Origin of the sequence: Ralstonia sp. R-29, assembly GCF_049913345.1 — a bacterium.
Taxonomy (GTDB): Bacteria; Pseudomonadota; Gammaproteobacteria; order Burkholderiales; family Burkholderiaceae; genus Ralstonia.
In genome coordinates, this window is sequence record NZ_CP184377.1 from 2,097,883 (window position 1) to 2,119,762 (window position 21,880).

The 21,880-nt window shown below is 62.8% G+C and carries 16 protein-coding genes; 2 read left to right on the plus strand and 14 right to left on the minus strand.

Annotation, left to right across the window (positions count from 1 at the left end; all coding sequences use genetic code 11):
* Positions 1-59: 59 nt before the first annotated feature.
* From ACN9M1_RS09810 to ACN9M1_RS09830, 5 genes are all read right to left on the minus strand, one after another.
* Complete coding sequence (locus tag ACN9M1_RS09810) at positions 60-533, minus strand: hypothetical protein (protein WP_426393947.1); 474 nt, start codon at positions 531-533, stop codon at positions 60-62.
* 81 nt (positions 534-614) lie between these two features.
* Complete coding sequence (locus ACN9M1_RS09815) at positions 615-1,202, minus strand: hypothetical protein (RefSeq protein WP_426393949.1); 588 nt, start codon at positions 1,200-1,202, stop codon at positions 615-617.
* 44 nt (positions 1,203-1,246) lie between these two features.
* Positions 1,247-2,818: a vWA domain-containing protein gene (locus ACN9M1_RS09820; RefSeq protein WP_426393951.1), complete on the minus strand. Its 1,572-nt coding sequence runs from the start codon at positions 2,816-2,818 to the stop codon at positions 1,247-1,249.
* A gap of 48 nt (positions 2,819-2,866) precedes the next feature.
* Positions 2,867-4,453: a vWA domain-containing protein gene (locus ACN9M1_RS09825; RefSeq protein ID WP_426393953.1), complete on the minus strand. Its 1,587-nt coding sequence runs from the start codon at positions 4,451-4,453 to the stop codon at positions 2,867-2,869.
* 65 nt (positions 4,454-4,518) lie between these two features.
* The gene (locus ACN9M1_RS09830; RefSeq protein WP_426393955.1) at positions 4,519-6,405 is read right to left on the minus strand and encodes a hypothetical protein; all 1,887 of its coding nucleotides are present in this window, start codon (positions 6,403-6,405) and stop codon (positions 4,519-4,521) included.
* A gap of 275 nt (positions 6,406-6,680) precedes the next feature.
* On the opposite strand from ACN9M1_RS09830, the gene ACN9M1_RS09835 reads away from it, so the two are divergent.
* Positions 6,681-7,073 carry a hypothetical protein gene (locus tag ACN9M1_RS09835; RefSeq protein ID WP_426393957.1) on the plus strand — a complete coding sequence of 131 codons (393 nt, stop codon included), beginning with the start codon at positions 6,681-6,683 and terminating at the stop codon, positions 7,071-7,073.
* 30 nt (positions 7,074-7,103) lie between these two features.
* On the opposite strand, the gene ACN9M1_RS09840 is transcribed toward ACN9M1_RS09835, so the two are convergent.
* From ACN9M1_RS09840 to gudD, 5 genes are all read right to left on the minus strand, one after another.
* Positions 7,104-8,042 carry an aldose 1-epimerase gene (locus ACN9M1_RS09840; protein ID WP_426393958.1) on the minus strand — a complete coding sequence of 313 codons (939 nt, stop codon included), beginning with the start codon at positions 8,040-8,042 and terminating at the stop codon, positions 7,104-7,106.
* Positions 8,042-9,226, minus strand: a complete 1,185-nt coding sequence (locus tag ACN9M1_RS09845) for a porin (protein WP_426393960.1) — start codon at positions 9,224-9,226, stop codon at positions 8,042-8,044. The genes ACN9M1_RS09840 and ACN9M1_RS09845 overlap by 1 nt, the downstream gene beginning before the upstream one ends.
* A 97-nt stretch (positions 9,227-9,323) precedes the next feature.
* Positions 9,324-11,735, minus strand: a complete 2,412-nt coding sequence (locus ACN9M1_RS09850; protein WP_426393962.1) for a TIM-barrel domain-containing protein — start codon at positions 11,733-11,735, stop codon at positions 9,324-9,326.
* Positions 11,736-11,745: 10 nt separating this feature from the next.
* The gene (locus ACN9M1_RS09855) at positions 11,746-13,041 is read right to left on the minus strand and encodes an MFS transporter (protein WP_426393963.1); all 1,296 of its coding nucleotides are present in this window, start codon (positions 13,039-13,041) and stop codon (positions 11,746-11,748) included.
* Between the two features lie 67 nt (positions 13,042-13,108).
* Positions 13,109-14,473, minus strand: a complete 1,365-nt coding sequence (gudD, locus tag ACN9M1_RS09860; protein WP_426393965.1) for a glucarate dehydratase — start codon at positions 14,471-14,473, stop codon at positions 13,109-13,111.
* A 99-nt stretch (positions 14,474-14,572) separates the two neighbouring features.
* Here gudD and ACN9M1_RS09865 point away from each other — a divergent pair, with 99 nt between their 5' ends.
* Positions 14,573-15,325 carry a FadR/GntR family transcriptional regulator gene (locus ACN9M1_RS09865; protein ID WP_426393966.1) on the plus strand — a complete coding sequence of 251 codons (753 nt, stop codon included), beginning with the start codon at positions 14,573-14,575 and terminating at the stop codon, positions 15,323-15,325.
* A gap of 313 nt (positions 15,326-15,638) precedes the next feature.
* Here ACN9M1_RS09865 and ACN9M1_RS09870 read toward each other — a convergent pair whose 3' ends face one another.
* The 4 genes from ACN9M1_RS09870 to ACN9M1_RS09885 form a co-directional block, all read right to left on the minus strand.
* Positions 15,639-16,346 (minus strand): response regulator transcription factor, encoded by a 708-nt coding sequence (locus tag ACN9M1_RS09870; protein WP_426398842.1) that lies wholly within the window; start codon positions 16,344-16,346, stop codon positions 15,639-15,641.
* 447 nt (positions 16,347-16,793) lie between these two features.
* A complete protein-coding gene (locus ACN9M1_RS09875; RefSeq protein WP_426393967.1) occupies positions 16,794-19,136 on the minus strand; it encodes a CHASE2 domain-containing protein in 2,343 nt (780 codons plus the stop codon).
* Entirely contained in the window at positions 19,120-20,775 is a 1,656-nt protein-coding gene (locus ACN9M1_RS09880; RefSeq protein WP_426393968.1) for a FecR domain-containing protein, read from the minus strand. The genes ACN9M1_RS09875 and ACN9M1_RS09880 overlap by 17 nt, the downstream gene beginning before the upstream one ends.
* A gap of 19 nt (positions 20,776-20,794) precedes the next feature.
* Positions 20,795-21,508, minus strand: coding sequence for a response regulator transcription factor (locus ACN9M1_RS09885; RefSeq protein ID WP_426393970.1), 714 nt, complete (start codon positions 21,506-21,508; stop codon positions 20,795-20,797).
* Between the last annotated feature and the right edge of the window lie 372 nt (positions 21,509-21,880).

Genomic DNA, 21,880 nt, shown 5'->3' on the forward strand with positions numbered 1-21,880 from the left:
TTTGCGCACAGCAAAACTCGTTAGCGGGCGGCATACATCTAGCCACCCCACTCCTCCCATCAAATCACGAGCGCCGGTTTGCTCTGCTGCCTGGGCGCCCGGTCAGACACCGACGCCTTGCTCCCGCGCAACAGCACGTCGATCGGGATGCCGGTCAACGTCTTCACGGCGCCTCGCACCGCTTCGACCATGCATGTGCGCTGCGACGCCCCATCTTCCGCGGAGACGTTTCGCATAAGCGTGGTGTGCGTTGCCCGGAATGCGGGCACCTGTGCGGTCACGTCGGGCTCGGGGCGGCGGCTCAGGCCGGTGATGGCGTGACAAACACGATCGGCGCCGAGCATCGTTGAATCGTATTGCACGACGACCACCAGGCCGGATGTGTCCAGCACTTGGCTGAAATCGGTGGAAATCAAATCGGCAATGACTTCGCCAGCGTTGATGGAGCTGTCGCCATAAGCTGCGACGGAGGCGCCATGGCTGGTGCTCGCAATAAGAAGGTTCAAGAGAACGGTGACTGCAATGCGATTCATGAACTTCGGACAGAAAACTGCGATGGCCGTTGGCCGGATGTCGAGCGCCCCCGCCCGGGAGCGCCCTTGCGGAAGGTCCCCCTACGCCACGGCAGATGCCTTCGTTTTCTTCGTGGTGCGCTTGGCTGCGGGCGCTTTTGCAGATGCCTTGGCGACAGGTTTGCTCTCGACCTCAGCTCGCAACGCAGACACCAGCAGCTTGAATATCTCGCGGTGCTCCAGCAGTTGGGCACGATCGAGCGCGCTGAGCATGGTGCGTGCGTCTTTCCGAACCTCGTCCAGATAACTCAAACGATAGGACGAGGTGCATAGCCACCTGTAGGAACCATCGTCGCCAAACGAATCGGCTACGGCGTCGATGTCGAACGCGTCCCACTCGGATTCTTCGGAGTCTGTCAACGCGCCGAGGTAATAGTCGATGGCGTCGTACTTGAAGTCATCCGGATCATCAAACTCGCGCGCGTCGTGGATCTTGCGAACCGTGTCGCGCATCCATTGCGAGGCGCTGTCCGCCAGACGCGTTTTCTGGGCGCCGTCTTTGCCTTTCTGGTGCACGAGGGCAGCAAGCATGGCCTTGGCGGCCTCCTGTGCGCTCAGGTATGTGGTGGTGCTCATGCGATACCTCCTTGCTATGGCGGCACGTTGCGACGCGCCAGCCAGTTCGATCACAGACATCTGTCGGCACCGCAGATGCGGCGCACGACGCCACTTCGTCACACCTTGCTGATCTTCGGAAACGCCCGGGAAGACAGGTTGGCGTAACTACCGGATCTGGGGCCACCGTCGTAAACCAACTCCATTGAAGCCGGCTTGTTCAACTCAAGTCGTGTAATGAAGCGTCGGCACGACACGCGGCTTTCGACCAGCCCACCGCAGAGGAACACCCCGCCATCGGGGCCAAAGGCGATACCGGTGTAATGCGCGTCACCTCCGGGCAACCCCGGTGCCGTGCATAGAAGCCGCGCGATCCATTCGGTCTCGGAACGCGTGTCGTCTACGATCCAGATGGCACCTTCGTTGCCAATCAAGTAAGCACGATCGTCACCATCAAAGGCAACATCGGTGACCCAGCTTGACCGCTGCGACCCAAACGGCACCGGCCGCGTGCCGGGAGCCGGTTTGATGACCAAGCGCTTGCGCTGAAACTGCGGCGCGGCCGACGGATCATGTTTGAAATGAATGACCTCCGGCTTTTGTGCATAGAACGCAAATGCCGTGTCGTCCTTCCGGAATGTCATCGAATCGATCGACGGCCATCCACCCAACTTATCCAAGGCTGACAGCCGCTGCGCCTTCTCGTCTGTAATCCTCCTCCGATAGATTTGGGTCATGTTCCAGACGAAGTAGTGCCAGCCATCCGATGTAATGCCGTTGCTTTGCCCAATGGCGGCTTGGTTATTGACGAGCTTGTGCCTCCATTTGCCAGTCAGGGCGTCGTGCAGATGGATGTCGCCGTTGTCATCGCTGTTGCCTTTCCATTGATACCGGTTGTCGACCATGACGATCGCGTACAACTCGGTGGCGGCCGCCTCAACGTGTTCCTTTTCAGGAGGCGGCGCAGCTGGCGATTCCTTTTTGGGTGGAACTTCGGGCTTGCCGCAGTCTTCGCAAGGCACATCCTCGGCGCTGCCGGGCGTGGTGCGGCTGCCGCAGATCACCTCCTCCAATAACTTCTGAAAGCCGTTGAGCGCATCCTTGGCGGTAAAGGCTTTACCGCCCGTTTCATTCGATACACGTGCAAGTTCGGACTCGAGCTTCTTGCGCTCCGCAGCCTTCACTTTGCTGGTGCCGAGGTACGTATGTACGCGCACCTCACCGGCCTTTGCAGTCTTGATTGCGGCGGTGGCAGCGTCGATGTCCTCCTGATCGACCAGGCCACCGCCATACAGCGCTTCATCGGTGAGATAAAGAATGGCTTTCTTGGCACCTTGCCGCCAATCGAAGTGGTTCGTCACGTCTTCGATGGCCAGCGCGCCGTCTTCCTGTGCGCCCCCATCGCCCACCTTGCCCTTGAGCCGGCCCTTGAGCTTGGCCGGGTCAGCCTTGGCCCTGTCCGTCAGGTACTTGCGCACGGTGGTCGTGAACTTCGTGTCGGAGAAGGTGCCTTCCACACCAAGGTATTCCACCCGCAAGTCCGACGGGCAACTCACCTTGGCCGCCTCGATGGCACTGCTCACCGCTTTGCTCAGGTCCACCGCTTCATCGCGCATGGACGCGCTGCTATCAATCACCACCACTAGGTCCACCGCCGGGATGGACGAAGCGCCTGCTTTTGTGTCGGCCATGCTCTGCCTCCTAATAGGTTCGAAAGAAATGCTCGATGGATGGCCCGATCACACCTTGGCGAATTTCGGGAATGCCTGCGATGCCAGATCGCCGTAGGAGCCCGACCTGGCGCCGCCGTCATAGACGAGCTGCAACTTGCCGGGGGAGCCCATCGGGAACTTGGCGATGAAGCGTCGCGACCATCGTTCGAACTGGCGTGAAAACAGTCCTCCAACCCTCACTGGCTGCGGGGTCTCCGTCACCCCGCCGGACAGGTACACCGTGCCTTGCGCATCAAACGCGATGCCGAGGTAGCGGGCATGCCCCGGCAACGGCAGGGAGCCAACACGGCACATGTGGCGCGCCGTCCAGTTGGTGAGCGAGCGCGTGTCGTCCACCACCCAGATGTCTCCGTGATATCCGAGGAAGTAGGCTCGATCGTCTCCGTCGAAGGCGAGGTCGGTCGTCCATTGATTCTCGTTGCTACCCAGAAGCGCAGGCCCGCCGCCTTGATGCCGAACGGTCAGTCGCTGAATGCCGATGTTGGTTGTGTTCGGGTCGTGCTGGAAATGCGCGATCTGCGGGTTCTTCATATGCAGAATGAAACCCCGGTCGTCTTTGCGGAAAGCGAAGCCGTCGGTTGAATAACCCATGTTGAGAGAAAGCGACGCCAGCTTCTGCTGTCTGCCGGCTTTCTCTCGCCAGACAGTGGTGAGGTTCCAGATGTAGTAGCTCCAGCCATCGGATGTGATGGCGTTGCTCTGCCCCATGGCCTGCCCGTTGTCGATCTTCCGCTTGATCTGGCCCGTCCTGGCATCGTGGACGTAGATATCGCAGTTGTCGGCAGCATTGTTAGCGTGCCAACCGACCCGGTCGATGAGCACGATCGCGTACAGGTCGTCGTTCACCACGCGCGGCGGTTCCTTCTGCGCCGGCGGGTCCTCCTTCACCGGGGCTTCGGGCTTGCCGCAGTCTTCGCACGGTACGTCGTCTTTGCTGCCGGGCGTCGTGCGGCTGCCGCAGATCACCTTCTCCAACAACGCCTGAAAACCGCCGAGCGCATCCTTGTCGGTAAAGGCTTGACCGCCCGTTTCGCTCGACACACGTGCAAGCTCCGATGCCAGCTTCTTGCGCTCCGCAGCCTTTGCGCTGCTGGTGCCGAGGTATGTATGCACGCGCACCTCGCCCGCCTTCGCAGTCTCGATTGCGTCGGTGGCGGCTTTGACATCGTCCTGATCGACCAGGCCACCGCCATATAGCGCTTCATCGGTGAGATAAAGAATGGCTTTCTTGGCACCTTGCCGCCAATCGAAGTGGTTCGTGACGTCTTCGATGGCGAGTGCGCCGTCTTCCTGCGCGCCGCCCTCGGCCACCGTGCCCTTGAGCCGGCCCTTGAGCTTGGCCGGGTCCACCTTGGCCTTGCCTGTCAGGTACTTGCGCACGCTGGTCGTGAACTTCGTCTTGCCAAACGTACCTTCCACGCCAAGGTATTCCACCCGCAGGTCCGATGGGCAATGGTCCTTGGCAGCCGCAATGGCACCACTCACCGCCTCGCTCAGGGCGACGGCTTCATCGCGCATGGAGGCGCTGGTATCGATCACCACAACGAGGTCCACCGCAGGAACGGACGAACCGCCCGCATTTGTATCGGCCATATCAAATGACTCCTAGATTGATTCGATGGAAAGCCCGCACGCCCCACGGCCTGCGGGCAAGTGGATCACTTCGCTGCGTTGGGGGTGGCTGCGGGCGCCTTGAAGCCGGTCACCAGCTCCTGACAGCACGCGCAGCACGGCGTGGTGATGGTGTATTTCTGCTTGCTGCCGCAGATCACCTTTTCCAGCACGTCCTTCAAGCCCGACAACGCGGAGGCCTTGGTAAAGGCCTGCCCGCCGGTTTCCTTGGCCACGCGCGCAAACTCGGCGGCCAGCTTCTCCTGGTCGGATTTCTTGTAGGCGACATCGCCCAGATAGGTATGCACGCGCATGTTGTTGCGCTGAGCCACGGCGATGGCCTGGGTGGCGGCAGCAATATCTTCTTCGTCGACGCGGCCACCGCCTTCCATGCCTTCGTCGCTGAGATAGAGCATTGCGCGACGGGCCTCGGGCCGCCAGTCGAACAGTGTGGCAATGTCTTCGATCAGGCGCGCGCCGTCTTCCTGCGCACCGCCTTCGATCACGCTGCCGCGCGGGCGCTGCCGCAGCTTGGCGGCGTTCACGCCCACCGTCTTGACGAGGTAGTCGCGCGCCGTCTTGTCAAACTTGGTGCCCTTGAACGTGCCTTCGAGCCCGAGATAGACCACGCGCAAGTCGGACGGGCAGTGCTTGCTGGCCGCGTCGATTGCAGCGCTCACGGCATCGCTCAACTCCTGCGCTTCATCCTTCATCGACGCGCTGGTGTCGATGCCGATCACCAAGTCCACTTTCGGCACGATCAGCTCTTCGCGCTCTTCCACCACCGGTTCCGGCGCGGGCGCGCGGCTGCCGCAGATGACCTTTTGCAGCATGCTCTGGAAATCTGCCAGCGTCTTCGGATCGTCGGCGCTCAGGTTCTTGACGTCGTTTTCTTTGGCCGGACCACTGCCGCTGGTGTAGGCATCCGACCCGGCGTAGGCAAAGGCTTGACCGCCGGTTTCCTGTGCGACGCGCGCAAGCTCCGCGCGAAGCTTTTCGGCACCCTCTTTCCTGAGCCAGGTCTTACCCATATAGGTATGAAGACGGACACCCGCTTCCTTCGCGGCCCGAATGGCGTCATTCGCTACGGCAATGTCCCCCGCGTCCACCGCCTCTTCTGGTTTCAATCCGCTACCGCCATCCAACGCTTCATCGGTGAGGTAGAAGATCGCCCTCAGTGCGTCCGACCTCCAATCGTGGAAGCGCACCACGTCCTGAATTGCGCGCCCGCCATCCTCGCGCTGCGAGCCTTGGAACAACCCGGCTTTCTCCACCTGCTCCTTCGTGCGCATCAGGAGTTCACTCTCTTTTCCTTTGACCGTGCCTTGGGTGGTCAGATACTTGCGCGCAGTCTGATCGAACTTCGTATCGGTAAACCAGCCTTCGACGCCCAGATAGGTCACGCGCAAGTCGGAGGGGCAAGTGCTCTCGGCGGTTTCAATGGCTTTGCTGACGGCCTGGCTCAGGTATTGCGCCTCGTCCATCATCGAATAGCTGGTGTCGATCAGCACCACTAGGTCCACCGCAGGCACGATCAACTCGCCTTCTGGCACGATGTTTTCACGCGGGAAGCCAACGGTGCGACCCTGGTTGGCATAGTCTCCGTCCACGCCCCGATGGACCGATACCGTGCCGGCAGACTCTTTGGACGCCGCTATCGTGGTAATGCCAACCTCGCCCGCACGCGCCGCCGCGAAAGAGAAACGCGTCGAGCCCTCCGTGCTGAACTCCAGCGTATCCAGATCAAGCAGACCCAGCGTGCCAACAACAGAATCGTGGTACCAGAAGTTCTCGATCTTGGTGGGGCCTGGACCTGGGTGCTCCAGCGTGACGGCGCCCGGCGTGCCGTGATAACTGAAGCACCCTCGCCCGAATTCCGAGCCATCGGAGTTGAATACCGTAAATGCCTGGCCGATTACCACGGGATTAGTCATCCTGCACTCTCCATGAATATCTCAATTGAATCCCCCAATTTTGTTTTTGTAAGAAACACCATCTCCCACGCCACTTGATTGGCATGATCTGGGCATCCCTTTTCCTATTTTCAAACCCACCGAAGGTATTGCAGTTTGCGATGGGCGAACGCATCCACGCGACGCTAAAGCATCGATTCAAAAATGCTGAATGGGTTGGATGTCGGCGCCGCTAGCTGAACGCTACGGCAAACGTTTGATGCGCACTAAGAACGCCGTCGACGCAGCGTCCTGGGATGATGAAGGGGGTCACCCGACCCGCCGATATTGAGGCCAGCGAGCCAGGCCGGCCCGCCACAGGCGGACCACCATCGATACGGGTCGATGGCAAGGGGCGCAAGACTAAAGGACTGCATGGCAATACCAATCCAGAAAGACTGCGTACGGCATACGACGCACTCAGCCCGATTCACCAACTCGATCAGTTGGGCTCTCGGTTGATTGTTGCAGACTGGAACGTCGCGGTTGGTTTCCTCGGCATTATTCCCAAGCGAACGACCGATCGCAAATTCGATGTACTTTTATCTCACTTCAATGTAAATCGCGACACATGCAACGCCGTACATAAATTCAATCATAATCGTCGCCACCCTCAATTTTTCTCACACAAAACAAAACGGCCCGAATAATCCGGGCCGTTTCAATGGAGACGTTTTCTTTCAATTGTCAAAGTGGATGCGTAAGCGCATCCTCAGACTGAGTGTTTCGCCGGGCTCGAGCACGCGCAGGCCCGTCCCCTCCCAGCCCTGCTCGGCCAGATTGATGGCATCGGCCACGTGCGAAATCGGCTCCAGGCAGACATACGGCTGCCCTTGCGGGGCATGCAGAATGAAATGATCGAGCGGATCGCTTGCGCTCAGCGTCAGTGTGGCGCCGCCTTCGTATGACACGACGGCTTGCTGGCGCCAGTCGCTGTAGTAAACGCTCAGGCCGGTGTTGGGCAGCACGCGTGCATGGCGGAAATCCTCGCGTGCTGTGATGGGCTCCCGGCGGATGGCGACTTCGTCGGCATCGGTGGGCCACATCGTTGCGGCGTCGAACTGCACACGCATGCCCGGCGTGCGCGTGAAGTACGGGTGGAAACCGCCGCCAGCGGGCATGTCGCTATCGCCATCATTGCGCAGCGTCATGACGGCCTCCAGACCTCCAGGGCTGAGCACCAGCGTCTGCGCGGCCGTGAATGGCCAAGGCCAGTTGTCGGCCTGCGGCGTGTAGCGCAGGCCGAGCACGATCGACGACGCAGTGAGCTGCTCGACCGTCCACGCACGCGCATGCGCCAAACCATGCATGGCGTGCGGCTGGCCAGGGTGCGGCGCGAGACGGACCTCACGCCCGCCCCACTGAAAGCGGCCATCGCGGATACGGTTGGAGAACGGCAGCAACGGATAGCAGCCCGTCTTTGGCCATGCCAGACCGTCGAAGCCGTCACGCAGGCACGCCTCGGACATCGGCGCCAGCCAGTCGATGCGGTGACCATCCTCGCTGGCCGAAGCCAGCGAGGCAATGCGGCCACCCGCGGCCGGCGCGACATCCATCGTCAGCGCGCCGGCGCGCAGCGTGTGCACTGGGCCAGGCGCCAGCCACGCTGCCGACGTCATCAGAAGAAGTGGCGAATGCCGACCATGCCGACAAACTGGCTCGGGCCGTTCGACGGTGTGCCGTTCTGCGAGTCGCCCACCGACGCCACGGCATTGACGATGCCGCCCGTCGAACTCAGCGTCTGGCCGCTCGCCTTCTGATAGGCCTCAATCGCATAGAGCGCCGTGCGCTTGGAGAACGAATACACCTGCTCCATCGTGAACTGGTGATAGCGCGCCGCCTGGTCGACACCGTTGCGCTTGTTCTCGGCGGTGTAGCTGTAGCCGGCCGCCACGGTCAGCGCGGGCGTGAGCGCGTAGGTGGCAATGGCACCGAACGTGTTGAAGCTCGCCGTCTGCGCAAACCCTGCCGGCGACGTCGCGCCCGGCTTGTACTGCACGTTGGAGTAGTTCAACCCCATCATCAGGTTGCCCACGGTGTAACGGGCTGCGGTACCGATGATCTGCGCGCTGTCGGCCGTTGCGTAGCCCTTGTTGATGGGGGCGTTGTTGGCGAAGTCACCGCTGTTGCTCTGGAAGGTCGGAACGTTCTTCAGGCGGATATAGCCGGCCGACCACGCAAACGCTTGATAGTCATAACGCAGCGCCGCGCTGAAGGCACTGCCGTTGGACATGCTGCCCGCCTGCTCGCCCATGCCGTATTGCAGGCCGCCCTGGAAACCACCGAACGTGGGCGTCGTATAGGTGATCGAATTCGGCACGCGCAGCGTGGTGTCCATCGCGTCGATATCACCCGGGTGCGCGCCGACGGCGCCAGTCAGCACATTGGTCGGCCCGAGTGCGGCCACGTACTGGAAGTACGGCGTGTACTGACGGCCCATCGTGATCTGGCCGTAGGCCTTGTTGGTCAGGCCAACATAGGCCTGGCGATTGAAGACGAAGTTCGCCTTGCTTTGCGCGCCCGTGTCGGCTGCAAAGCCATTTTCCAGGCGGAACAGCGCTTGGGTACCGCCGCCCAGGTCTTCCGTGCCATACAGGCCGAACTTGCTGGCGGCCAGCGCGCCGGAATTCATGTAGACGTTGGAATGCCCACCCTGGTTGCTCGAATAGGCGATGGCGTTGTCGACCACGCCGTACAGCGTCACGGTGCTTTGCGCCGATGCGTGCATGGACAGTCCTGCGGACAGCAGCGCGACGCACGCGCAAACCGGCTTGATGGTGAACTTGGCTCGTGCAGTTTTCATAGCTTTCATCGTTCTCTGTGGTGGTCTCCAGCACCGGGGAATCGCGCAGCAGCGGGGCTCTCCTCGCCCCGCCAAAGCGCACAGGTAGGCAGTGTGGTTACGGCTGCAACTGCAAGGTCAGCCGACGCCATCCGCCCGAAACAGCCTGCCCGACAACGCGGGCCTGCGGGGTCTGCAACTGCCGCGTTTCCGCAGCCGGCAGATGAATTTCAATGGTATCCGCTTGCGTGGGCATCCGGCCTTCGCGCGTCACATTCAGCACCACGGTTTGCGCATCCGACACGGCACGCACGTTCCAGCGGCCGTGCTCGCCATTGCGCCAGGCTTCCGTTTCGCCATCGTCTTCGATACTGCCGCCCTGGGCCTCACCGGCGCCTGCCATCGGCACGACCAGGAAGCCGCGTTGATCAGCACGTTGGTCGAAATGCTGCTCGGCAACGTTCAAGGCGATCACACCGCCCTCGCGGATCAGCATCGCTGGTTGATCCCACGGCGCGGGCAAGGTCACGGTCTGCCCGCCTTCAAACGCCTCGCCGCTCCAGTACGACACCCAGCGCTGGCCGGCCGGCAAATATACCGTGCGTTCGGTCTGCCCTTCTTCCACCGTCGGCGCCACCAGCAGCGACGTGCCGAGCATAAAGTCGTCGCACTCTTCATAGCAGCGGCGGTCTGCGGGGAACTCGGCAAACGTCGGACGCAGCACCGGCTCGTAAGCCTGCGTCGACTGCCACAGCAGCTCATATAGATACGGAATCAACCGATAGCGCAGCTTGATCAGCGAAGCAATCTGCGAGGTGGCCTGCGGATACATCCACGGCTCGTTGACGGTCTTGTCATCGTTCCACGAGTGGATGGAGAAGCGCGGCATGAACACGCCAAACGCCACCCAGCGCACCAGCAATTCCGGCGACGGGGCCGGGCCAGCAAACCCGCCGATGTCGTGGCCAATGTTCGACACGCCCGACAGCGCCAGCCCCAACCCCATCTTCAGGTTGTAGCGCAGCGTTTCCCACGAGGTGTAATTGTCGCCCGACCACGTCTGCACATAGCGCTGCATGCCGACGCCGCCCGAGCGCGACACGAGGAACGGCCGACGCTGCGGCGCGTATTCCAGTTGCGCCTCGCGCGACGCACGCATCATCAGCATGGTGTGCAGCACCTTCGCCTCGCGGATCGGTGCCTTCTTGCCGAAGCCATGCGCGAACGCGTTGGGCGTCCAGACTTCGAACTCGTTGTTGTCGTTCCAGGTGGAGGCCATGCCGTAGTCGAGCAATGCGCTCTTTACGTTCGTCTTCCACCAATCGAGCGTTTTCGGGTTGGTGAAATCGAGATACGCGCCCACCTCATCCCAGAACTGCACCCAAGCCGGCTCGCCCTTGTCGTCGCAGATCAACAGGCCGGCTTCCTTGGCCTCGGCAAACTTCGGGTGGTCTTGCAGCAGGCAAGGCTTGATGTTCGGGCACAGGCGAATGCCAGCATCCAGATAGCTCTGAACGAAGCCGCGCGCATCGGGAAACTTGTCCGTGTTCCAATTGAAGACGTAGCGCTTCGGCCCGATGGAGGTGTAGCCCGACGACAGGTGGAACGAATCACACAGGATGTCGTGTTCACGACAGCCCTTGATGAACTCGCCCATTTGTTCCTGCGCGTTCGGTGCGTCGGTGTACGTCATGGTCGAGCCGGAATAGCCCAGGCCCCACTTCGGCATCCACGCCGGGCGGCCGGTCATCCACGTGAAGCGGCGCGTGGCATCGAGCGGCGTGTCGGGCGACGCAATGAAGTAGTAATCCAGATCGCCATGCGGCGCCACGAAGTAGCGATAGAGGCCGTGGTAGTTATCCAGCTCGCGGCCCATGTCGAAGCTGCAATCCGACAGCGTGTCGTAGAACAGCCCGAAGCCGGTGGCGTTCTCCGGCTGCCACGTCACGTAGAACGGGATGTGCTTGTACAGCGGATCGGTCGTGCGGGCGCTGTAGCCCATCGCGTCGATGTTGCGCATCTCGTAGCGTTGGTGCGCACGGTTCGTGTCGCCGGCGCGCTCGCCGAGGCCGAAGTACATCTCGCCCGGTTCGCGGCGCACGTAGTGGTAGACCTGCTCGTCCCAGTAGCCAAAGTTATAGGCCTGCGTGGCGCGATCGTGCAGCACGGCGTGCCATTGCCCGGCACGGCGGATTTCCCAGTTGCAGAAGCCGCCGGCCAGAGCAACCGTCAAACGGATCTTGCTCGTTTCGATGCGCAGCGTGTCGGCATCGGATTGCACTTCGAACCCCGGCAGCGAGAAACCGCGGAGGTCACGGCGGTCACGCCCTTCCAGCGGCGTATCGTCACCGCCCGGTGCGATCGACCACGTGGCGGGGCCGCGCAGATCGCCCTGCGGCAGCACCAGTACGCGAACGATGTCCTCCTCCAGCACGAAGAGTTCGATCGCAGCGCCTGCGCTGCTGGCCAAGCGCAGGCGGTTGCCTTCGCGCGCTTGAAGTTCAAAACGGGGAGGATGCAACATGGACATCGTTTTCAGCTCAATTTGAGGCAGACAAATTCATCTTGCGTGCAGCACGCTCTTCCGCCGACTGGCCGCGAATCAGTACGATCAGCAGCACGGCAGCGATCAGGTCAAACGCACCCAGCAGGCCGAACAGCGGGCCGTAGCCAACCGTGTCGGCCAAAGCGCCCACCACAGCGGTGAAGGCCAGGCCGCCAATCCAGCCAGACATACCAGTAAAGCCATTGGCGGTGCCGACTTCCTGCGGGTCAAACACGTCTGCGGAGAGCGTGTTGACCGACACCGAGATCATCTGGTGCGCAAAGCCGCCCACGCAGAACAGCGCGATGGCCGTGTACGGCGACGCCACCAAACCCACGCATGCCGGGCCGATCATCATCAACGCGCCAATCACCACGCCGCCCACGCGCGACCAGATGAGCGGCAGCTTGCCAAACTTCATCAGGAACGGCGACAGATACCCACCGGCCATCCCGCCCAAGTCAGCCGCCAGGAACGGCAGCCACGCAAACATGGCGATCTGCTTCAGGTCCATGCCGCGCTCCTTGAAGAAGTACAGCGGAATCCAGAAGCTCAGGGTCTGCCACGCGGGTTCCGTAAAGAAACGCGCCAGCGCAATCGCCCAGAAACGGCGCGCACCGATGATCTTGCCGATCGAGCGCTTCTCAGCCGGCTTGTCGCCCGCCGAACGCAATTGCCCGTCGGTAATAGTCTTCAGCTCCTCACTGGACAGACGAGGATGCTGCTGCGGCGAGCGATAAAACGCAAACCACAGCGCCGCCCAGAAGAAACCCAGCGCGCCCGTCACCACAAACGCGGACTGCCAGCCATGCCGCATCGACAGGAACAGCACCAGCGGCGGCGCCAGCATGGCCCCAAACGACGTGCCCACGTTGAACCAGCCCGTGGCCACGGATTTTTCCTTGTCAGGAAACCACTCCGCCACCGCCTTCATGCCGGACGGAATGGCCGCGGCTTCCGTCAACCCCATGAACGTACGAAAGCCCGCCAGCGACAGCCAACCCGTTGCCCCCGCGTGCAGCACACCGGCGAACGACCACAACACAGCAAACAGTGCAAAGCCGATGCGCAAGCCGATCAAGTCGACAATGAAGCCGCACACCGGCTGCATGAGCGTGTAGCCGAACTGAAACGCCATCACCACGTAGCCGTACTGCTGCGTGGTCATGGACAGCTCTTGCTTGAGCGTGGGTGCCAGCACGCCCAGTGAGTTGCGCGCCAGGTAGTTCATGATCGTGCCCAGACACACCAGCACGATGATCCACCAGCGCAAGCCCTTGATGGTCTTCACGGTTTCGTCTCCAAATATCTTTGTAGTTTTGATGGGCAGCCTCGGGCCGCCCAGACATCACACAGCTTCAGCGCACCATGCAGGGACGCTTGTTATCGAACTTCCAGTTGGGAATCAGTTGGCCCATGGCAATCGCATCGTCGCGCGCGCCCAGGCCGTGCTGCTTGTACAGTGCATGCGCCTTCTCGATCTGCTCCATGTCGATCGTCACACCCAGGCCCGGCTTGGCCGGCACATCGATCTCGCCGCCAACGATCTGGAACGGCTCACGCGTCAAGCGCTGACCGTCTTGCCAAATCCAGTGCGTGTCGATGGCGGTGATGTTGCCCGGCGCGGCTGCGGCCACGTGCGTGAACATCGCCAGCGAGATATCGAAGTGGTTGTTAGAGTGCGAGCCCCAGGTCAGGCCCCAGTCGTCGCACATCTGCGCCACGCGCACCGAGCCTTGCATCGTCCAGAAGTGCGGATCGGCCAGCGGAATATCGACCGAGTGCAGTTGGATGGCATGCCCCATCTGGCGCCAGTCGGTGGCGATCATGTTGGTGGCGGTCGGCAGGCCCGTGGCGCGGCGGAATTCGGCCATCACCTCGCGACCGGAGTAGCCGCCCTCGGCGCCGCACGGGTCTTCGGCGTAGGCCAGCACGTCGTGCTTGTCGCGGCACAGGCGGATAGCCTCCGCCAGCGACCACGCGCCGTTCGGGTCCAGCGTGACGCGAGCATCGGGAAACGCCTCGGCCAGCGCGGTGGTCACGACCATCTCGTCATCACCGCTCAACACGCCGCCCTTGAGCTTGAAATCCTTGAAGCCGTAGCGCGCATACGCCGCCTTAGCCAAGCGCACTACCATTTCCGGCGTGAGCGCTTCCTCATGACGCAGTCGGGTCCAGTCGTCGGTGGCGTCGCTGCCGTCGGCGTAATCGAGGTTGGTGCGTTTGCGATCGCCCACGAAGAACAGGTAGCCCAGCACCGGCACCTTGGCACGTTGTTGACCCTGCCCCAGCAGCGCCGCCACGGGCACGCCCAGGTGCTGGCCGAGCAAATCGAGCAATGCGCTTTCCAGCGCGGTCACGGCATGCACCGTGGTGCGCAAATCGAAAGTCTGCAGGCCACGCCCACCAGCATCACGGTCGGCAAACTGATGGCGCACGGTGTTCAGCACATTGTTGTAGGCGCCGATCGGTTGTCCGACAACCAGCGGTGTCGCGTCTTCGATGGTCTTGCGAATCGCCTCGCCCCCCGGCACTTCGCCCACGCCGATGTGGCCTTCGGAGTCCTCCAGGATGGCGATGTTGCGCGTGAAGAACGGGCCGTGCGCACCGCTCAGGTTCAACAGCATGCTGTCGCGCCCGGCAACCGGGATGACTTGGAGGCGGGTAATACGGGGCGTGCGCGTTTCAGCAGAGAGGTGATTCATGGTCGTCACGTATGTCATCAGTCGTCGTACAACATGGAACGGGAATATAATTGACGCATTCCTACTGGGCCAGCCCTGGTAAACCCGAAATTCCAGCCCCCCACGATCGGAGATCGCATGTCCGGCAGCTCCCCCGCAACGCTTGTGCGCCGTACCCAAAGCCTGGCGGACGTGGTGGTGGACCACATCAAAGGGCGCATTGCGACGGAATCGCTGCGCCCCGGCGACAAGCTGCCGACGGAATCCGCGCTCATGGAAGCGCTTGGCGTCAGCCGCACGGTGGTGCGCGAAGCCATCTCCCGCTTGCAGGCCAAGAGTTTGATTGAAACGCGCCACGGCATCGGTAGCTTTGTGTTGCCACCGCGCGCCGACAACAGCATCCAGCTAGGCGACGCTTCCACGCTGCACGACATCCTGTCCATGCTGGAACTGCGCATGGCCATTGAAACGGAATGCGCCGGGTTGGCCGCGCAACGCATTACCGCGGACGAGATCGACACCTTGCGTGCCGCGCTCGAAGCCATCGAACAAGACCAGGCGGATGGCAACGACAGCGCGACCTCCGACCTGCAGTTCCACCTGAGCATCGCCCGTGCGACCGGCAATGAGCACTTCGTGGGCGCCCTCGCCCAGCTCGGCAAAACGCTGATTCCCCGCACGCGGATGAGCCTGGCACAAGTGGGCTACCTGAACGCCCCGGAGCTCCGCGCCACGGTCAACCGCGAGCACCACAGCATCTTCGAAGCCATTGCGCGCAAGGACCCGGAAGCCGCCCGTGCGGCGATGCGCATGCACCTCTCCAACAGCCGGGAACGCCTGCGCCACGCGCACGAGACGGCTAGCAAGCTGATGCAGTCAACTTTGGCCTGAACCAAGGTCAGGACCCGAAATCCCGCCCGGTTGTACGATGTCTTATGGCCGGAGGTGTCTTGTGCCCTCGCTCCCTCCGAGACAGCTGTTGATAAAGGTTTGCATTCCTCCACTCCCAGCCACGTAATCTGTGCCTGTACCTACCCTCGTGGGTGCGCTCCGGCCGCAGAAGAGAGAGCTGCGGCCTACTTCGCCCTGATGCTGCTGCTTTGAGTATCAGGGCGTTTCTTTTGGGTCCTTCCTCGGTGTCTGCTTCAGCAATGAAAAGGCCCCGATATTCGGGGCCTTTTCATTGCCGTAAAACGCGGTCAGGTCAGTAGGCGGTCGCGCGTTCCATAACGCGCTCCAAGCAGAAGCCCTGCCCATAGATTGCCCGCAGGCGCAGGCCGTTTGCGGCGCCCAGCGCCAGCTTCTTACGCAGCCGCGAGACATGCGTATCGAGCGTCCGCGAATAGGGGCTCAGTTCGCGGCCCCACAATGCCAGTTCGATATCCGCGCGTGACAGCACCCGACCCGCGTTGGCGAACAGCAGCAGCGCCAGTTCGAACTCGCGAGCATGCACTGGCACGGCGGTATCGTGCACGCGGATGGATCGGTTCTGGCGATCAATCGTGTACGGCCCCAGCTGGATTTCCGATACGCGAACCGCGCGGCTGACCGCAAAGCGGCGGATCAGCGCATCAAGCCGTGCAAGCAGCTCGGACGGACGAATCTCGCCCTGAAAGCACAGGTCAGCGCCATGGTTGAGCGCGTCGGCGGTTTCGGTGTCGGCGTGTCCGTCGCCCAGGTAGACGATGGCCATGCCGGCACCAACGCGCTCGCGCACGCTGCGCACCAGCGATAGGCCCGGCACGTCGTGCGCGTGCGCGCCCACCATCAGCAGATTGATGCCATGCACGTCGATTGCTTCGAACACCTGGCGGGAAAGAAACAGCGGAACGCATTCAAAGCGCGACGGCTGCAGCGCGGAATGAATCGCCTGCTGGCGGCTGATATGTGTGTCGATCAGGCCGATTTTCATGGCTTGGTGTCTGGAATGCCCGTGCGCCGCGCGATCAAACCGAGGCGTGATGGTCATGGTATGCATGGGCCCACTCCTCGTCTGCGGCACACGGTTTGGATAAAAGCCGACCGGCCTGCCAGACGCGCACACCCCGCGATGGGTTCCCGTCGCCATGCAGGGCGTGGTGCAGTTGCGTGCGAATGCGTTCGTAATCGCATTCGCTCAGCACATCGGTTGCGGTCTTGCTCAACATACGTAGCGCCTGGGTGGCCGGTAATGCATCGGTTGCTATGCCTGTGCTGCCGGTTCTCGCCCAGATGGCGCCATCTCTCGTTCGGGCGTGTGGCCCGCGTATGTTGTGCCGGTCGACCAATGCAATGTAGGGCCGCCAGGGACCCGGAATGCAAATGATTGAAAAGGGCATGTGGCAAACGCCACAGTGGAGTGCGCCGCAGTGCCCGGCGATCAGGCGTCGCGGTGTTGCGGCGCGCGCGGCAGCAATACGGTAAAGGTGGAACCCAGGCCCGGCGCGCTTTGGACGGCAATGCGCCCGCCGTGACGGTCGACCACCGTCTTCACGAACACAAGCCCGAGCCCGCTGCCCGCTGGGGCATTGGCCGTCCCTTCGTGCAGGCGATGAAACGGCTGGAACAGCCGGGGCTGATCGGCCAGTGCAATGCCAACCCCCTGATCTGCGACCGCCACAGTGAACATCGTCTCGTCCTCGCCCAGCGACACGGCAACGACCGAACCCTCGGCACTGAACTTGATAGCGTTGTTGAGCAGATTCACCAACGCCCGCACCAGCAGGCGCGGATCACCACGCACGGGCGCTTCAATGTCAGCCACCACGCGCACTTCCACGTGATGGCGATTCGCCAGTGCCCACACCTCATCGGCAGCGTCGAGCACTAGCCCCACCAAGTCGACATCCTGCAGCCTGAGCGCCTGCGATTCTGCGCGCGCCAGATCGATAAAGGTGTCGGCCAGCTCAAGCGTGCGCGAAGACAACTGCTCGATTCGCGACAGCAGCGCTTCCCGATCCAACGCGCGAGACGTATCACGCTGCAGCTCGATGAGCGCGAGGATGGCGCTCTGCGGCGAGCGCATGTCGTGCGAGATGAAGCGCAGGGCTTCTTCGCGGTGGCGCTCGGCCTGTCGCACCGGCGTGATGTCAGCAAAGCTGACGATGATGTCGATGGGCTGGCCCGCGTCATCGCGCAAGGCGGCGGCATGCATCAGCATCGAGCGGCCGTCATGCGTGCGCAGTTCGATGGGTTCCAGCGTCACGCCCGGTTCGGCTTGCCACCGCGCCCAGTACTGTTGGCCGGCGGCAGGGTCTGGAAACGCGAGCGCTAGCAGCGTGGGCAAGTCACGCAGCGCAGCGGCGCGATTCTGCCCCGATGTGTGCAACTGGCCAGCAAGGTCCGCACTGCGGCCATTGGCCAGCAGGATTGCGCCATCGGGCGCACAGATGACGGTGGCATCGGGGAGGCTCTCTAGCGCATCGGCCAGAAAGCGGCGCAGGCCGCGCAGCTTGTCCGTCAGCGAGGCGACGGCATCCATGTGGGCACCCAGCGTGCGGCCAGTACGGGCCAGCGGTGCATCGGCCAGGACGCCAGGCTCGCTCGCCAGGTGCTGCATCTCCTCACGCAAAAAGCGCAACGCGGCCTCTTGCTGGCGCCAACTCCACAGCGGGTACAGGACCAGCGGCCCCACCATCGCAGCAAACGGCGGCAGCCAGCGATGCAGCCCCACCAACGCGAAGACGGCCCCAAGCAATACCAAGACCGCGCCGGCCAACGACACCGCCAGGGCCATGCGCGGCGTCAGCCAACGCACCGCCCAGGCCGCCATTAGCAACGGCAGCAGCGTCATGATCCAGAACAGCTCAGGCGCCACTGGCAGAATCGCGCTGCCGTCGAGCACCGTCTGCGTAGCGTTGGCCAGCACTTCCACCCCGCTCATCGTGCGCGAGGTGGGCGTCGCAAAAATATCCGACACGCCAGACGCCGTCGCCCCGATCAATACCAGCTTGCCGGCAAAGGCTTCCGGGCCGACGCGGCCGTTGAGTACGTCCAGCGCCGGCACGTGGCGGAAGGTACCGGCCGGGCCCGCAAAATTCAGACGGATCGGCGTGCGGCGCGTCCAGCCCTCGGCATCGGTTTCTGCATCCGCTGGGGCCAACATGGAGACCGGCGGTCGCGCTGCCTGCCGGGCAAGCTGCATCGCTAGATGGTCAAGCACATGCTCACGCGGCCCCTCGGCCAGATAGACGCCGCGCACGACGCTGTCCGCATCCGGTGCCGCATTGATATGTGCGACCGCGGCACCGAGACCCAGGAACGGATAGTGATAGACGCGCGCCTGCTCGGTGCGCTCCGGCAGTGCGGGCAAAATGACATGCCCCGCCTGCGCGATGGCCGCCGTCAGGGCTCGGTCGCCTTCCGGGTGGGCAAGATCGGGCTCGATCAGCAGAATATCGATGCCGATGCCGCGCGGCCGCGCTTGTCCTACTCGCGCAATCAGCTCAGCGAGTCGGCTGCGAGGCCAGGGCCAGCGGCCCACGGCGTCAAGGCTTTGATCGTCGATGGCCACGATGACGATGTCGTCACGCGGCGCATGTCCATGCAGCGTGGCAACGGCGTCATACAGCGCCGCATCCAACCGCGCCACCACACTCCAGCGCACCGCACCGACCGTCAGCAGTGCAGCCAGCGCCACCAACACGACCCATTCCACCAGCGAGCGCAGCGCCGATCGCGGCGCGGCCGGGCTCACCGGCGCCGGATCAACGGGACCAGTCATTGAGCAAGAGGTTGCCGCCCCCGCTTTGCACCGGGCTGCGCGATGAATCGCCGACAAAGCTGCCGACATCGATGCGCTGCGGCTTGGCATAGATCACCGACGCCGCATCACCGAGGTCCACACCCGTGCGCAGGTAATACACGCCGGCCGGCGGCTGCGGAATGACCGCCTCATTGCCATCACTGACGATATCGGCGATGGGCTTGGCGAAGGTGGGTTCGGCAGCAAGCTGCAGGCGCGTATGGGCGCCAGATGCCGACAACTCCGGCGCCAGCGCGGGCCAATGGGCGTGCAGCTTGCCGTCATCCGCAGCATCGACAGAAGCCTGGGGCGCGGCATCTGGTGGCACGTCGACCACCCGGAAGTTCAGCGCATCGCTCCAAGGGCCCGTCTTGCCATCTTCGGCCACCGAGCGCACGCGCCACCACCACGTACCCGCGGCCAGCGGTTTGATCACGCGGACATCCGGTCCGTGCTGCTGGACAGTCGGCGACGTAAAGGCCTGCGCATCGGCCACTTCCAGGTCATAGCTGCGCGCGTCGGAAACCTCCGCCCAGGCGAAAGCCACATCGCCGCTGCGATAAGCCTTGCTGCGTGCCGGCTGAATCGTGTACGGCGCCTCCGGATGCAGGCGCACGGTAAACGGCCGCGTGGCCGAAACGCTCGTCAGCCCGAGTGCATCGACACTCTGTACGACCAGGGTGTAATCGCCGTCCTCGTCGCCGCACAGCGTTGCGCCGGGCGTCTTGCTGAGTTGATAGGCGCTCAGTTCGGTCAACGCAGCATCGCGCGCCACGGCGGCACGGTAGGACACCGCGCCCTTCACCGGCTCCCACGTTGCCCGCCAGCACGGCGTCTGCACCAGCTCCGGCATCGCATTGAGCTTGGGTGTGGCTGGCAACGCCGCACGCTTGATGCGGCCATCTGCGGCCTGCACACCAAACCCCGCCTTCACCGCCTGCGATTGATGGCCCGCCTTGGCGGCCACCTCGCCTTCGAGCACGGAACTGGTCGATCCCGATTCACTGGCTTGTACGCGGAATCGCGTTCCGCGCACGCCTGTCACCAACGCGGGCGTCGAAATCTCGTAACGACCCACGCCGCGCTTTTTGGGCGACACCGTCGATTCGGCTTCGCCCTGCTTCACATGCATGCGCACGTCGATCAACCCGGCGCGCGCAAACGCACGCACGCGTGACAGCGTGATATGGCTGCCCGGCGGCACCGTCACCCGCGTGCCGTCATCAAACGCGAGCGTCACGGCGCCTTTGTCACCGGTATCGATCTGTGCGTCTTCAGCCAGCTTCATGCCGGCTTGCAGCGGTTTGCTGCCGCCCGTGGTGGCATCCCGCGCAAACACCACCTGCGCTGTCGCCGGCACCACGGGAATGCGGTCGAACGGAATACGCAGCACCGAGCCAGGCTTCAGGTGGTAGGGGTCAGCCACGTGGTTGCGCTGCTGCAGCAGGCGCCAGCCTTCGACGCTATCCATATAGCGGTCGGCCAGGCTGATGAGCGTGTCGCCCTGCTGCACGCGATAGAGGAACTCCGCCCCATCGGCGCCCGAGGGCTGCGCCATGACGCATTGCCACGCGCCCGCAAAAATAACGAACGCGCCGACACACGCGGCGCGTCCCATCCGAGGCTTTGGTGTAGCGTCAGTTGGCTTCACTCTCTTCCTGCATGGTTTCGAGTCGATAGCCATGCGAATACACCGACACCAGCCGCACGCCATTCTTCTGATTGAGATCGAGCTTGAGCCGCAACTTGGAAATATGCGTCGCCAGCGTGCGCGAATCCGGGCCGATGCTGCGCCCCCAGACCGCCTGCTCGATCAGCTCGCGCGGCACCAGCTTGCCGATATTGCGGAACAGGTACAGCGCCAGATCAAACTCGCGCGGCGACAACTCGACCGGCGAGCCATGGAGCATCAGTGCGCGCCCGACCGGGTCCACCGCATACGGCCCCACGTGAATGCGCTCCACCGATTCGCCCGTACGCGGCGCGGCGCGGCGCAGCAACGCACCCACGCGCGCGACCAGCTCCGCGCGGCGCACCGGCTTGATGACGTAATCATCCGCACCGGCCGCCAGCCCGCGCACCACATCGTCTTCCAGCGAGCGGTTGGTCAGGAACAGCACCGGCAGCGCCGGGCCGACCGTCTGCCGCACCCAACTCACCAACTGGATGCCGCTGATGTCGGGCAACTGCCAGTCCAGCAACAGCAGATCGAACGTGCGATCCCGCAGCGCTTTGACGAAGGCATCCCCGCTACTGAAACTCTCGCATTCGTATCCGGACGACGTCAGGATTTCTCGGATCAACTCCGATTGCGCCTGATTGTCTTCCACCGAGGCAATTCGTATCGCCATCTGGACTGCCCTTTTCCCCGTTTCTGACCTGGCCGCGTTGTCGGCCCCGGCCACCGTTATGGGTCTCTGTCGTTGTTATCGGCTTAGCGCCGGCACATTGTTGTACGAGCCCCACCCTCTCCTGCGCGATCCAGCTGCTAGCTGGAACCGAGGCCATCCTAGAAGCACAGCCCCGCCGCACTCAAAACAAATGTAAAAAGCACGCTCGGCGCGGATATGGGTGTCGTTCTATCACTTTTTGTTACGACAGAACAAGATGCGGGGGCTATTCAAGCGCCACATAGATGGCCGCAGCCTCACCCAGGGAGGAACGAGGCCGAAGAAAGGACAGCTGGGGAGCGGCAAACAAAAAGCCCCGAACATGTCGGGGCT

Excerpts from the sequence above, each read along its gene's own strand:
- ACN9M1_RS09810 (WP_426393947.1), bottom strand. The coding sequence starts at position 533 with ATGAATCGCATTGCAGTCACCGTTCTCTTGAACCTTCTTATTGCGAGC.
- ACN9M1_RS09820 (WP_426393951.1), bottom strand. The coding sequence starts at position 2,818 with ATGGCCGACACAAAAGCAGGCGCTTCGTCCATCCCGGCGGTGGACCTA.
- ACN9M1_RS09825 (WP_426393953.1), bottom strand. The coding sequence starts at position 4,453 with ATGGCCGATACAAATGCGGGCGGTTCGTCCGTTCCTGCGGTGGACCTC.
- ACN9M1_RS09830 (WP_426393955.1), bottom strand. The coding sequence starts at position 6,405 with ATGACTAATCCCGTGGTAATCGGCCAGGCATTTACGGTATTCAACTCC.
- ACN9M1_RS09835 (WP_426393957.1), top strand. The coding sequence starts at position 6,681 with ATGATGAAGGGGGTCACCCGACCCGCCGATATTGAGGCCAGCGAGCCA.
- ACN9M1_RS09840 (WP_426393958.1), bottom strand. The coding sequence starts at position 8,042 with ATGACGTCGGCAGCGTGGCTGGCGCCTGGCCCAGTGCACACGCTGCGC.
- ACN9M1_RS09845 (WP_426393960.1), bottom strand. The coding sequence starts at position 9,226 with ATGAAAACTGCACGAGCCAAGTTCACCATCAAGCCGGTTTGCGCGTGC.
- ACN9M1_RS09850 (WP_426393962.1), bottom strand. The coding sequence starts at position 11,735 with ATGTCCATGTTGCATCCTCCCCGTTTTGAACTTCAAGCGCGCGAAGGC.
- gudD (WP_426393965.1), bottom strand. The coding sequence starts at position 14,473 with ATGACATACGTGACGACCATGAATCACCTCTCTGCTGAAACGCGCACG.
- ACN9M1_RS09865 (WP_426393966.1), top strand. The coding sequence starts at position 14,573 with ATGTCCGGCAGCTCCCCCGCAACGCTTGTGCGCCGTACCCAAAGCCTG.
- ACN9M1_RS09870 (WP_426398842.1), bottom strand. The coding sequence starts at position 16,346 with ATGAAAATCGGCCTGATCGACACACATATCAGCCGCCAGCAGGCGATT.
- ACN9M1_RS09875 (WP_426393967.1), bottom strand. The coding sequence starts at position 19,136 with ATGACTGGTCCCGTTGATCCGGCGCCGGTGAGCCCGGCCGCGCCGCGA.
- ACN9M1_RS09880 (WP_426393968.1), bottom strand. The coding sequence starts at position 20,775 with ATGGGACGCGCCGCGTGTGTCGGCGCGTTCGTTATTTTTGCGGGCGCG.
- ACN9M1_RS09885 (WP_426393970.1), bottom strand. The coding sequence starts at position 21,508 with ATGGCGATACGAATTGCCTCGGTGGAAGACAATCAGGCGCAATCGGAG.